The 13,279-nt window shown below is 69.2% G+C and carries 9 protein-coding genes; 5 read left to right on the top strand and 4 right to left on the bottom strand.

The genetic code is table 11. The features are described 5' to 3' along the window. The first annotated feature begins 139 nt into the window (after positions 1-139). The 5 genes from cydP to C3Y15_RS07145 all read left to right on the top strand — a co-directional run bounded on the left by cydP (position 140) and on the right by C3Y15_RS07145 (position 6,404). Positions 140-418 (top strand): cytochrome oxidase putative small subunit CydP, encoded by a 279-nt coding sequence (gene cydP, locus C3Y15_RS07165; protein WP_011886079.1) that lies wholly within the window; start codon positions 140-142, stop codon positions 416-418. Next, positions 408-1,988 (top strand): cytochrome ubiquinol oxidase subunit I, encoded by a 1,581-nt coding sequence (locus C3Y15_RS07160; protein WP_011886080.1) that lies wholly within the window; start codon positions 408-410, stop codon positions 1,986-1,988. Before cydP ends, C3Y15_RS07160 begins: the two co-directional genes overlap by 11 nt. Before the next feature lie 31 nt (positions 1,989-2,019). After that, positions 2,020-3,156, top strand: a complete 1,137-nt coding sequence (gene cydB / locus C3Y15_RS07155) for a cytochrome d ubiquinol oxidase subunit II (RefSeq protein WP_011886081.1) — start codon at positions 2,020-2,022, stop codon at positions 3,154-3,156. Between the two features lie 54 nt (positions 3,157-3,210). Beyond that, positions 3,211-3,333, top strand: coding sequence for a cytochrome bd-I oxidase subunit CydX (gene cydX / locus C3Y15_RS07150; protein WP_014723679.1), 123 nt, complete (start codon positions 3,211-3,213; stop codon positions 3,331-3,333). A 563-nt stretch (positions 3,334-3,896) separates the two neighbouring features. Continuing rightward, complete coding sequence (locus C3Y15_RS07145) at positions 3,897-6,404, top strand: family 20 glycosylhydrolase (RefSeq protein ID WP_059558636.1); 2,508 nt, start codon at positions 3,897-3,899, stop codon at positions 6,402-6,404. Positions 6,405-6,587: 183 nt separating this feature from the next. Here C3Y15_RS07145 and nagE read toward each other — a convergent pair whose 3' ends face one another. The 4 genes from nagE to nagA form a co-directional block, all read right to left on the bottom strand. Continuing rightward, positions 6,588-8,363, bottom strand: a complete 1,776-nt coding sequence (nagE, locus tag C3Y15_RS07140; RefSeq protein ID WP_045578764.1) for an N-acetylglucosamine-specific PTS transporter subunit IIBC — start codon at positions 8,361-8,363, stop codon at positions 6,588-6,590. Between the two features lie 88 nt (positions 8,364-8,451). Further along, positions 8,452-11,064, bottom strand: a complete 2,613-nt coding sequence (gene ptsP / locus C3Y15_RS07135) for a phosphoenolpyruvate--protein phosphotransferase (RefSeq protein WP_069246331.1) — start codon at positions 11,062-11,064, stop codon at positions 8,452-8,454. A 15-nt stretch (positions 11,065-11,079) separates the two neighbouring features. Beyond that, a complete protein-coding gene (locus C3Y15_RS07130) occupies positions 11,080-12,087 on the bottom strand; it encodes an SIS domain-containing protein (RefSeq protein WP_014723683.1) in 1,008 nt (335 codons plus the stop codon). After that, positions 12,080-13,183 carry an N-acetylglucosamine-6-phosphate deacetylase gene (gene nagA / locus C3Y15_RS07125; RefSeq protein ID WP_011886086.1) on the bottom strand — a complete coding sequence of 368 codons (1,104 nt, stop codon included), beginning with the start codon at positions 13,181-13,183 and terminating at the stop codon, positions 12,080-12,082. Before nagA ends, C3Y15_RS07130 begins: the two co-directional genes overlap by 8 nt. Positions 13,184-13,279 lie beyond the last annotated feature (96 nt).

Raw genomic sequence — 13,279 nt, 5'->3', positions numbered from 1 at the left:
CAGCGCGACACTCGGCATCGTAAGGCGCGCAATCTAAAATTGGCATGTCGGCTTAAAAGGATTAAAACACCTTCATTGCGGTCATAAATCCGACGTAAAGTCGCCCCCAAACCACACACGTCGATTCAGGATAATTACCTTGATCTCGATCAATAAAGAGCCTGCGCCGCCCCCCGCGCAGGCCGCCGCCCCGATCGGCTGGCGCACGCGCATCGTCGCGTGGGCGCGAGGGCCCACATTGATGCGCGACATCACGCTGCTATTGATCGTCAAGCTGATCCTCCTGATGTCGCTCAAGTACGCATTTTTCAATCATCCGCAGGCTGCGCACATGTCGCTTCCGCCTGCCGTCGTCGCCGAGAAGCTGCTCTCGGTGCCGGCGCCTGCATCCACCGAGGGAGACCACCATGATAAGTAGCGAAGTAGTCGATCTGTCACGTCTGCAGTTCGGCATCACGGCGCTCTACCACTTCTTGTTTGTGCCGTTGACGCTCGGCATGTCCTGGCTGCTCGTCATCATGGAAGCGGTATACGTGATGACCGGCAAACAGGTCTACAAGGACATGACGCAGTTCTGGGGCAAGCTGTTCGGTATCAACTTTGCGATGGGCGTGACCACCGGGATCACGATGGAATTCCAGTTCGGTACGAACTGGTCGTACTACTCGCACTACGTCGGTGACATCTTCGGCGTGCCGCTCGCGGTCGAAGGCCTGATGGCGTTCTTCCTCGAATCGACGTTCGTCGGCCTGTTCTTCTTCGGCTGGAACCGGCTGTCGAAGGTCAAGCACCTGATCGTGACGTTCCTCGTCGCGCTCGGCTCGAACCTCTCCGCGCTGTGGATTCTGGTGGCGAACGGCTGGATGAACAATCCGGTCGGCGCCGAGTTCAACTACCAGACGATGCGCATGGAGATGACGAGCCTGTTCGACGTGGTGTTCAACCCCGTCGCGCAGGTCAAGTTCGTGCATACCGTGTCGGCCGGCTACGTGTCGGCGGCGATGTTCGTGCTCGGCGTGTCGTCGTGGTACCTGCTGCGCAAGCGCGACGTCGACTTCGCGCTGCGCTCGTTCGCGGTCGCGGCCGGCTTCGGCCTCGCGGCGACGCTGTGCGTGATCGTGCTCGGCGACGAGTCGGGCTATACGACCGGCGAAGTGCAGAAGATGAAGCTCGCCGCGATCGAATCCGAATGGGAAACGCAGCCGGCGCCCGCCTCGTTCACGCTGATCGGCATGCCGAATCAGGAAGAACAGCGCACCGACTACGCGATCAAGATCCCGTACGCGCTCGGCCTGATCGCGACGCGCTCGATCGACGAACCGGTGACCGGCCTGCGCGATCTCGCCAAGCTCAGCGAGGAGCACATCCAGAGCGGGATGATCGCGTACGGCGCACTGCAGAAGATGAAGCAGGGCGACAAGAGCGACGCAACCCGCGCGTTGTTCGACCAGCACAAGCAGTATCTCGGCTACGGGTTGATGCTCAAGCAGTTCACGCCGAACGTGACCGATGCGACGCCGGACCAGATCAAGGCCGCGGCGAAGAAGACGATCCCGCCGGTGGCGCCCGTGTTCTTCTCGTTCCGGATCATGGTGGCTCTCGGCTTCCTGTTCGTCGCGACGTTCGTTACCGCGTTCTGGCTGTGCGCGCGCCGTCAGTTGCTGCAGGACAACCGCCGCTGGTTCCTCCGCTATGCGGTGTGGGCGATCCCGCTGCCGTGGATCGCGATCGAATTCGGCTGGATCGTCGCCGAGCTCGGCCGTCAGCCGTGGACGATCGCGGGCGTGCTGCCGACCCATCTGTCCTCGTCCAGCCTGCAAGTGAACGACCTGTACCTGAGTATCGCCGGCTTCGTGCTGTTCTACACGGCACTGTTCATCATCGAAATCAAGCTGATGTTCAAGTACGCGCGCCTCGGCCCGTCGTCGCTGCATACCGGCCGCTATCACCACGAACTCGCCCCGGCTGGCGAGCGTGCCTCGGTTTGAGCACGCCCTCGCAACGGAACAAGGAATCGCTATGGACTACGCAACTCTCAAGCTGATCTGGTGGCTGCTCGTCGGCGTGCTGCTGGTCGGCTTCGCCGTCACGGACGGCTTCGACATGGGCGCAACCGCGCTGCTGCCGTTCCTCGGCAAGACCGACGACGAACGCCGCATCATCGTCAACACGGTCGGCGCGACGTGGGAAGGCAACCAGGTGTGGCTGATCACGGCAGGCGGCGCGATGTTCGCAGCCTGGCCGCTCGTCTACGCCGCATCGTTCTCCGGCTTCTACTTCGCGATGCTGCTCGTGCTGTTCGCGCTGTTCTTCCGGCCGGTCGGCTTCGACTACCGCAGCAAGCGGCCCGATCCGCGCTGGCGCGCGGGCTGGGACTGGGCGCTGTTCGTCGGCGGCTTCGTCCCGGCGCTGGTGTTCGGCGTCGCGTTCGGCAACCTGCTGCAAGGCGTGCCGTTCCAGTTCGACACCGACCTGCGCGTCACTTACTACGGCGGCTTCTGGGCGCTGCTGAACCCGTTCGCGCTGCTCTGCGGGCTGGTCAGCCTCACGATGCTCGTCGCGCACGGCGCCGCATTCATCAAGATGAAGACGGACGGCGCGATCGCGCGCCGCGCGTCGGTCGCACTGCGCGTGTCGTCGTTCCTCGCCGTCGTGCTGTTCGTGCTGGCCGGCGTGCTGGTCGCGTCGTACATCGGCGGCTTCCACATCACCCACGCCGCGCCGACCGACACGGTCGCGAACCCGCTGTTGAAGGACGTCGCCGCCGGCTCGGGCCTGTGGCTGTCGAACTACCACGAATTCCCGTGGATGATCGCCGCGCCCGTCGTCGGCATCGCGGGCGGCCTGCTTGCGCTGCTGCTCGCCGGCTCGAAGCAGGAAAAGACCGCGTTCTTCTGCACCGGCCTGATGATCGCCGGCGTGATCATGACGGCAGGCTTCTCGATGTTCCCGTTCATCATGCCGTCGTCGCTCGACCCGCGCAGCAGCCTGACCGTCTGGGATTCGACGTCCAGCCACAAGACGCTGCAGGTGATGCTGATCGCGGTGATCGTGTTCCTGCCGATCGTCCTGCTCTACACGGGCTGGGTGTATCGCGTGATGCGCGGCAAGGTCACGCATCAGGCGCTCGAAGAGAACAAGCACTCGATGTATTGAACTCGGCCGGGGGCGCACGGCGCCCTCGTCCACCGTTTCGCAAGGAGTCGGACCATGTGGTATTTCAGCTGGATTCTCGGTATGGGCGTCGCGCTGTCGTTCGGCATCGTCAACGCGATGTGGCTCGAAGCGCGGCAGAAGCCGCAGGAAGCAGCGGTGCGTACGCGCCGCGACTGACCCGCGGCCGGCGGCAGATCGCTGCGCCGCCGTCGTCCGGAAAGAACCTCGCCTCGCGCGAGGTTTTTTTTCGTCCGCAGGCGGCGCGCATGCCGGTGGCGCCGATGCCAATTTAGCGCCAGATTGATACCACTTGAATACCAATCAAAGGTTTCATAAGATCGTTGGACACGGCCGCCGCAAGGCCGGATCCATCTGGTGGGGCAGACATGCGCATCCCGTGTCAGGCGCGCGCACGCGCGCCGTTTCGCCGGCCGCACGCAGCGGCTGATCGCCGTGCAGCGGCGTATCGCGTGGCCGGCCTGGCGCAGCGCGGCCACGACCCCCGCGTCGACTCCGCCGCGGCCGCTCTCCCTCGATGAACACGCCGTCACGCGCCGGCCGCCCCGATCGGCACGCGCGCCCGCCTCCCGTTCCGTAATGCACGCGCGTCGCGTGCCGAACCCGCGCGGGGCGATCCGCTCGCACCGCGCGTCGATGTCCCCGCAGCTCCGTTGAAAGACCCGATCGCAGCGACGTCATCCGACGCCGCCGCGGCGCCACCCTTTTTCTCAGGAGTTCCAATGAAACGCCCGTTGCCCTTCCTGTTTGCCGGCGTGCTGATCGCGGCGCTGCTGCCGTCCGCAAGCCGCGCCGAACCCGTGCCGGCCGGCGCCGGCTCGGTGGCCGCCTCGGTGGTCGTGCCGGCCGCCGGCATCGCGCGGCCCGCCATGCAGCCGGCCGACCTCGCTGCGTTGCTGTCGAACGGCCTCGCGCTGCGCGTCGCCGTCGACAACAACCATGCGGCGGCGGCCGGCGTGCCGTGCGCCGATCTCGGCGCCGACGGCGCCGCCTGCGCGACCGGCCGCCTGTTCCTGCAGAACCGCGGCCACCAGCCGATCGCCGACGGCGGCTGGAAGCTCTATCTGCACAGCATCCGACGGCTGCTGCGTATCGATCGTCCGGGCTTCGCGTTGCGGCGGCTCACGGGCGACCTGTACGAGCTGACGCCGCAGCCGGGCTCGCTGCGGCTCGCGCCCGGCGAGCGCATCGCGTTGCCGTTCGTCGCCGAATACTGGCTGCGACGCTACAGCGACGTGATACCGCGCCCGTATGTGGTGGTCGACGGCGCGCCGCCGGCGGTGCTGCGCTACAACGATACCGACGACGAACTGCGCTACGTCGAATCGCTGCCGGCCGATGCGCAGAACAGCTCGACCGGCAATGCGCCGCCGGTGGCCGCGCGGCCGGACGCGAGCCGCGCGCTGCCGAGCGTGAAGCGCGAGCAGCGGCTGCCCGGCGCGCTCGAGCTGCGCGGCGTCGAGCTGGTGCTGCCCGAGTTGCCCGATGCGCAGGTCGCGGCGCTGCGCGAACGCGCGGCGACGCTCGGGCTGGACGGCGCCCGCGCGCGCGTGCGCGGCGTGGTCGCGCCGCGCCGGCTGCCGGCCGACATCGCGACGCCGGGCGGCTACCGGCTCGCGATCGGGCCGCGCGGCGTGCTCGTCGAAGGCTACGATCGCGCCGGCCTCTACTACGGCGTGCAGACGCTGTTCTCGCTCGCGCCGGCCGGCGGCGGCCCGGTTCCGGCACTGCTCGTCGAGGACGCGCCGCGCTTCACGCATCGCGGCATGCACGTCGATCTCGCGCGCAACTTCAAGCATCCGGCGACGCTGCGCCGCCTGATCGACCAGATGAGCGCGTACAAGCTCAACCGGCTGCACCTGCACCTGTCCGACGACGAAGGCTGGCGCATCGAGATCCCCGGGCTGCCCGAGCTGACCGACATCGGCGCGCGCCGCTGTCACGATCCGTCCGAGACGCGTTGCCTGCTGCCGCAGCTCGGCTCCGGTCCGGACAACCGCTCGGGCGGCGGCTATCTGACACGCGCCGACTACGTCGCGCTGGTGCGCTACGCGGCCGACCGCTTCGTCGAGGTGATCCCCGAAATCGACATGCCCGCCCATGCACGCGCGGCCGTCGTGTCGATGGAAGCGCGCTACCGGCGCCTGCATGCGGCCGGCCGCGACCAGGAGGCGAACGCGTATCGGCTGCTCGACCCGCAGGACACGTCGAACCTGACCACGGTGCAGTTCTACGATCGACGCAGCGATCTGAACCCGTGCGTGCCGGGCGCGCTGAACTTCGCGTCGAAGGTGATCCGCGAGATCGCGGCGATGCACGCGGACGCGCAGGCGCCGCTGCGGAACTGGCATTTCGGCGGCGACGAAGCGAAGAACATCCTGCTCGGCGGCGGCTTCCAGCCGCTGAACGGCACCGATCCGAACAAGGGGCGCATCGACCTCGCCGCACAGGACAAGCCGTGGGCGCGCTCGCCCGCGTGCGCGGCGCTGCTGCAGGGTGGCGAGATCCGCTCGATCGACGAGCTGCCGACGCGCTTCGCGAAACAGGTCAGCGCGGCGGTCGACGCGAACGGGATCGACACGATGGCCGCGTGGCAGGACGGCATCAAGCACGCGAGCGGGCCGCGCGATTTCAGTACGCGTCACGTGATGGTGTCGCTGTGGGACACGATCTTCTGGGGCGCGGCGGACAGCGCGCGCGACCTCAGCAACGCCGGCTATCTGACCGTGCTCGCGCTGCCCGACTACCTGTACTTCGACTTCCCGTACACGCTGAATCCGCGCGAGCGCGGCTATTACTGGGGGTCGCAGGCAACCGACGAGTACAAGGTGTTCTCGCTCGCGCCCGAGAACCTGCCGCAGAACGCCGAGGTGATGGGCGATCGCGACGGCAACGCGTTCGAGGCGACCGGCACGGGCCCCGCGCCGCGCATCGAGGGCATCCAGGGGCAGGCATGGGGCGAGGTGATGCGCAACGACACATTCCTCGAGTACATGGTGTATCCGCGGCTGCTCGCACTCGCCGAACGCGCGTGGCATCGCGCCGACTGGGAGCTGCCCTATGCGGCCGGCGTGCGCTACAAGCGCGGCGACACGCATCACGTCGACACCGCGGCACTCCAGCGAGACTGGGCCGGCTTCGCGACGCTCGTCGTCCAGCGCGAGCTGCCGAAGCTCGACCGTGCGGGGATCGGTTATCGGAAGCCGAGCTTCACGGTGACGAACCCGTAAGGGGCGCGCAGTTGCACGGGGTGGGCGAGGCGCGAGGCGGATCGGAGCACCGGCACTGAACACTGAGCAGTGGCACCGCCCCCAAAGTAAAAACGGCTTGCGCCCCATCGGTCGCAAGCCGTTTTCGTACTGGGGCCGGCAGCCGGCCCGCTGCGGCAACGCAGACAGACCGGCAGCGTCGCGTCAGGCCGGTTGCGCGGCCGCGCCGCCCCCGGTCGACGGCAGGCGTGCGCCGAGCTGCTGCGCATAGCGCGCGGCCGCATTGCCGCAGACGATGTGGAATGTGTCCGGCGACACCCATGCGGCGTCGAGCGTGCCGAGCCGTTCGCGATCGACGGCCGATGCGTCGCGCACGACCACGCGCAGCCGCGTGGTCGCGATCGCGTCGAGCGCTGCGACGTTGGTCGCGCCGCCGAACACCGCGAGCCAGCGCAGCGGATCGGGATCGAGCGGCCCGGCCGCCGCGCCCGTGACCGCTTGCGCCGTCGATTGCGCGGCCGCGGCCGGCGCTGCGGCTGCGGCCCCAGCCGTACCGCTGCCGATCACCGCCCGCATCTCGTCGGCGATGATGTCGGCCTCCGGCCCGATGATCACCTGCACGCTGTTGCCGCCGCGCTTGAGCACGCCGCGCGCGCCGATCGCCTTGAGCTCCGGCTCCGACACCTTGTCCGGATCGACGACACTCAGGCGCAGACGCGTCGTGCAGGCGTCGACGACCGTCAGGTTGCCCGCACCGCCGAGCGCAGCGATGTAGCGCTGCGCGCGCGGGGCCGCCACAGCCGCGCCGCCGGCCGGCGCGACGAAGCCGCCCGACGCGTACGATTCGGCCGCCGCATCGGCGCTGGCCGGCTCGCGGCCGGGCGTCGCCATGTTGAACTTGCGGATGAAGAAGCGGAACAACCCGTAGTACGCGACGCCGTACGCGATGCCGAGCGGAATCGCGATCCAGCCCTTCGTCGACAGCCCGTAGTTCAGCACGTAGTCGATCGCGCCGGCCGAGAACGTGAAGCCGAGCTTCACGCCGAGGATCTGGCAGATCGCGAGCGACAGCCCGGTCAGCACCGCGTGGATCACGTACAGCACCGGCGCGAGGAACATGAAGCTGAACTCGATCGGCTCGGTCACGCCGGTCAGGAACGACGTGAGCGCCATCGAGAACAGCAGGCCGCCGACCATCGCGCGGCGCTCCTTCGGCGCTTCGTGCAGCATCGCGAGACACGCGGCCGGCAGGCCGAACATCATGATCGGGAAGAAGCCGGCCATGAAGGTGCCCGCGGTCGGATCGCCCGCGAAGAAGCGGTGCAGGTCGCCGTGCACGATCTCGCCACCGGCCGGCGGCGTGAAGTTGCCGAACACGAACCACGCGAGCGAGTTGATGATGTGGTGCAGGCCCGTGACGAGCAGCAAGCGGTTCAGGAAGCCGAACACGAACGCGCCGATCGCACCCGCGGTCGTCAGCCATTGCCCGGCCGCGTCGATCGCATGCTGGATCGGCTGCCACACATAGCCGAACACGATGCCGAGCACCACGCACGCGAGCCCCGTGATGATCGGCACGAAGCGCTTGCCGCCGAAGAAGGCGAGGTAGTCGGGCAACTTGATGTCCTTGTAGCGGTTGTACAGCAAGCCCGCCACCACGCCCGCGATGATCCCGGACAGCACGCCCATGTTCAGCTTGGGATCGATGTCCTTCATGATCGCGGTTTCGATCAGATAGCCGATCGCGCCCGCGAGCGCCGCGACGCCGTTGTTGTCCTTCGCGAAGCCGACCGCCACGCCGATCGCGAACAGCAGCGGCAGGTTGTCGAAGATCGCCCCGCCGGCGTCGGCGATCATCTTGATGTTGAACACGTCCGGCTGGCCGAGGCGCAGCAGGATGCCGGCGACCGGCAACACCGCGATCGGCAGCATCAGGGCGCGGCCCAGCCCCTGTATCTTCAGAAACGGATTCCCGTCCATTCAGTCCTCCAGTCCATTGTCTCGTCGTGAAGCGTCGTTGACCTAATTGCTTTCGTGGTGATACGGGTCGCGCGCCCGCCGTCGACGTTCAGTCGAGCGGCCAGACCTCGCGGCTTGCTGCCCTTACCGCCTGTGCCGAGTCGAGTGCGAGCAGATCCTGCGCACGCTGGCGACACAGCTGGTAATCGAGACGGCGCACGCGCGCCTTGATGCCCGGCACCGCCACCGGGTCGACCGACAGCTCGGTCACGCCGAGGCCGACGAGGATCGGCACCGCGAGCGGATCGCCGCCGAGCGCGCCGCACACGCCGACCCACTTGCCGTGTTTCGTCGCGCCGCGCACCGCGATGTCGATCAGGCGCAGCACGGCCGGATGCAGGCCGTCGGACTGCGCGGCGAGGTCGGCCTGGCAGCGGTCCATCGCGAGCGTGTACTGCGTGAGGTCGTTGGTGCCGATCGACAGGAAATCCGCGTGCCGTGCGAGTTGATCGGCAAGCAGCGCCGCCGACGGCACCTCGATCATCACGCCGACCTCGATCGGCTCGGTACGGCCCTGCGCCCGCGCGAATTCGTCGATGCGCGCGCGCAGCCGCACGAGTTCGCCCGCGTCGGTGACCATCGGCAGCAGGATGCGCACCGCACCGAACGGCTTCACCGCGAGCAGACCCTGCAGCTGATCGTCGAGCAGATCGGGGCGCACCTGCGCGAGCCGGATGCCGCGCAGGCCGAGCGCCGGATTCGGCTCCGGCGGCAGCGTCAGATAGTCGACTTCCTTGTCCGCGCCGACGTCGAGCGTGCGGATGATCGCGGTGCGGCCCTGCAGCGCGTCGACGATCGACTGGTAGCTCTGCCGGTGCTCGACGACGCTCGGCGCGGTTTGACGATGGATGAACATCAGCTCGGTGCGCAGCAGCCCGATCGAATCGGCGCCGTTGTCGAGCGCGGTGTTCGCGTCGTCGAGCGTCGCGATGTTCGCGGCGACTTCGATCGCGCGGCCGTCGGCCGTCGCGGCGGCTTCGCGCGCATGTTGGCGGTTCGCTTCGCGCACGCCGTCGAGGCGCTCGCGTTCGTGGCGCGCACGCTCGACGTCGACCGCGCTCGGCGCATGTTCGAGCCGGCCCGCGCTCGCGTCCACGACGACCTGCGTGCCGTCCGGAATCGCGTACAGCGCATCGCCGACCGCGACGAGCGCCGGGATGCCGAGCTGGCGCGCGATGATCGCCGCATGCGAGGTCGCGCCGCCGCGCGCCATCACGAGCGCGGTCACGCGTTCGCGATCGAGCGACGACAGGTCCGACGGCGTGAACTCCTCGGCGGCGAGCACGGCCTCGTCGGGCAGCGCGCGCGTCGCGCCGCTCGTGTGACCGAGCGCGCGCAGCACGCGCTTCTCGATGTCGCGCAGATCGGCCGCGCGCTCGGCGAGCAGCGCGTCGTCGAGCCGCGACAGCGTGTCGATCTGCGCGCGGATCGTCGCGCGCCACGCGAAGCCGGCGCTCTTGCCGAGGCTGATCTGGTCGCGCGCCGCGTCGACCAGCGTCGGATCCTCCAGCAGCACGCGATGCACCGCGAAAATGCCGGCCTCGCCCACCGCGCCGCGCGCGGACGCGTTGCGCACCGTTTCGCCGAGTTCGGCGTCGACCGCCTTCAGCGCCTCATCGAGGCGGCGGCTTTCCGACGCGGGCGTGCCGCTCGCCTGTTCGGGCGGCACGATGTCGGCATCGTCGAGCCGCACCAGCGTGCCGACCGCGATGCCGGGCGCCGCACATACGCCCGCGAGCGTGTTCGGATCGAGGGGCGCACCGGCGCGCGCCGCGCCGTCGTCGTGCCGCAGCGTCGGCGGCGCCGGCGAGCGCAGCCGTGCCGGCGTCTCTTCCACTTCGCCGTGCGCTTCGCGCAGCAGCTCGCGCGCGACCGCGTCGACGGCCTGCTGCGCATGCGCGCCGCGGCCGATCAGCTCGACCGTCGCGCCTTCGCCGGCGCCGAGGCCGAGCAGGCCCACGACGCTCGCGATCGACGCGTGGCGGCCGTCGAACTGCACGTCGACCGTCGCGTCGAAACCGCGCACGGATTCGCGCGCCCGCGCGGCCGGGCGCGCATGCAGGCCGCCCGGCTGCGTGAGCACGATCTGGCGGCGCACTTCGTGCGCCGAAGTCGCGGTCGCGGTCGCATGAGCGGCCTGCGTGGCCTGCCCGGCCGCTGCGCCGTTGGCGCGCAGCGTCAGCAGCGGCGTCTCGCCGGCCGTCGCGAAGCCGCTCGCGCGCTCGACGACGTCGAATGCATCCGAGTTCGCGATCGCGATCACCGACACGAGCGAATGCGCGCTGCGTGCGACCACGTCCTGATCGAACTCGATCAGCAGGTCGCCCGGCGCGACGTGCGCGCCGTCCTCGACGCGCGCGGTGAAGCCCTGCCCGTTCAGCTCGACGGTGTCGATGCCGATGTGCAGCAGCACCTGCGCGCCTTGCGGCGTCGTGATCGTCACCGCATGGCCGGTACGCGCCAGATGCGACACGACGCCCGCGCACGGCGCGACGAGCCGGCCCGCGAGCGGGTCGATGCCGATGCCGTCGCCGAACATCCCGCCGGCAAACACCGGATCGGGCACATCGGCCAGCGCGACGATCGGCCCGCTCAGCGGGGCGAGCAGGACGATCTGATCTTGGGCGGAACTCTTCAACTGGGACTCCTCGGCGCGTCTCATCGGCTGTCTCGGCTATCAGTGCGTTTCGGTGACTTTGTTCAGGTGACGCGGCGTGTCGGGATTGCGACCGCGCGCGACGGCGAGCTCGGCCGCCATCACGTAGAACGACAGAATGGCGGCGATCGGATCGAGCGCCGCATGGGCGGACTGCGCGAGCGGCAGGTTCGCGCCCGGCGTGCCGGCGGGCGCGGCGAGCAGCACCGCCGCGCCGCGTGCGCGCATGTCCTGCGCGAGCTGCAGCAGCCCGGCCTGCTCCGGCCCCGGCGGCGCGAACACGAGCAGCGGATAGTCGCGCTCGATCAGCTCCATCGGGCCATGCCGGACTTCGGCGCTCGAAAATGCCTCGGCCTGGATGCCCGAGGTTTCCTTCAGCTTCAGCGCGGCTTCCTGCGCGATCGCGAGGCCAAGGCCGCGGCCGATCACGATCATCCGCTCGATGCCCGAAAGCGCGGCCACCGCCGCCGACCAGTCGAGCCGGCCCGCTTGCGCGAGCACGTCGGGCAGGCCGCGCAACGCGGTGACCAGCGCGGCGTCGCGCTGCCAGAACGCGACGATCTGCGCGGACAGCGACAGCATCGCGATATAGCTCTTGGTCGCGGCGACCGACAGCTCGGGGCCGGCCAGCAGCGGCAACTGGTGCTCGCACGCATCGGCGAGCGGCGACGGCAGCACGTTGACGGCAGCGACGGTCCGCGCGCCGGCTTCGCGCAGCGCGGCCATCGTGTTGACGAGATCGGGGCTCTGGCCCGACTGGGAAAACGCGAGCGCGAGCTGGTCGTGCACCTTCAGCGGCGCCTGCTGCAAGGTCGCGACCGACATCGGCAGCGACGCGACCGGCACGCCGAGGCGGCTCATCGTCAGGCTCGCGAAATAGCTGGCCGCGTGATCCGAGCTGCCGCGCGCGACCGTCAGCGCGACGGCCGGCGGGTGATCGAGCAGTTGGCCGGCGAGCGCCTCGACGCGCGCGGTATCGGCGAGCTGCGCGGCGACGACCTGGGCGGCCTCGCGCGCTTCCTTAAGCATATTCGACAATCGATTCTCCTTCGACGTAGGTCGCGGTGAGGTTCAGGTCGCGATCGAATACCGCGAGGTCGGCCCATGCGCCGCGCTCAAGGCGGCCGCGGTCCGCGATGCCGAGGTAGTCGGCCGCGTAGCGCGACATGCGGTTCGACACGTCGGCGATCGGCAGGCCGAGCGACACGAGGTTGCGCAGCGCCTGATCCATCGTCAGCGTGCTGCCCGCGAGCGTGCCGTCGGCGAGCCGCACGCCGCCGAGGCACTTGGTCACGTGCTGGCTGCCGAGCCGGTATTCGCCGTCGGGCATGCCGGTGGCCGACGTGCTGTCGGTCACCACGTACAGGCGCGGGATCGCGCGCAGCGCCGCGCGGATCGCGCCGGGATGCACGTGCAGCAGGTCGGGGATGATTTCCGCGTACTCGGCATGCGCGAGCGCCGCGCCGACGAGGCCGGGGTTGCGGTGATGCAGCGGCGACATCGCGTTGAACAGATGCGTGAAGCCGCACGCGCCGTGCTTGAGCGCGGTGACCGCGTCGTCGTACGTCGCGAGCGAGTGGCCGAGCTGCACGCGCACGCCGCGCGCGGCCATCTCGCCGATGATCTCGATGTGGCCGGCGATCTCCGGGGCAAGCGTGACCACGCGGATCGGCGCGATCGACAGGTATTTCAGCACTTCGTCGAGCACGGCCGACACGGCCGCGTCCGGTTGCGCGCCGAGCTTGCCGGGGTTGATGTACGGCCCTTCGAGATGCACGCCGAGCACGCGTGCGCCGCCCGGCGTGCGCGCGCGCGCGGCGGTGCCGAGGTTCGCGACGACTTCCATCAGCTCGTCGCGCGGCGCGGTCATCGTGGTGGCGAGCAGGCTCGTCGTGCCGAACTGCGCGTGGGTGCGCGCGATCGTCTCGATCGCGTCGCCGCCTTCCATCACGTCGGCGCCGCCGCCGCCGTGCACGTGCAGATCGATGAAGCCGGGCAGGATGTACGGCGCGTCGTTGTTGGCCGGGTCGGCGGGCGTGCCGTCGACCATCGTGATGCGGCCGTTCTCGCTGTCGAGCGAGCCGTGAATCCAGCCGTCGGGGGTGAGGATGTTGCCAGTCAGCATGACGTTTCTCTTGATGATCCGGTGACGCGGAGCGCCGCGTCGCGATGTGCCAGTTCGTTGGGATGCGTTGCGCGCGATTGCGTTCCGTTGCGTTGC

Origin of the sequence: Burkholderia sp. B10, from assembly GCF_004368385.1 — a bacterium.
In the GTDB taxonomy this organism is placed as follows: domain Bacteria; phylum Pseudomonadota; class Gammaproteobacteria; order Burkholderiales; family Burkholderiaceae; genus Burkholderia; species Burkholderia vietnamiensis.
Note: the sequence above shows the minus strand (reverse complement) of the source record. Positions and strands in the feature narration are given on the sequence as shown.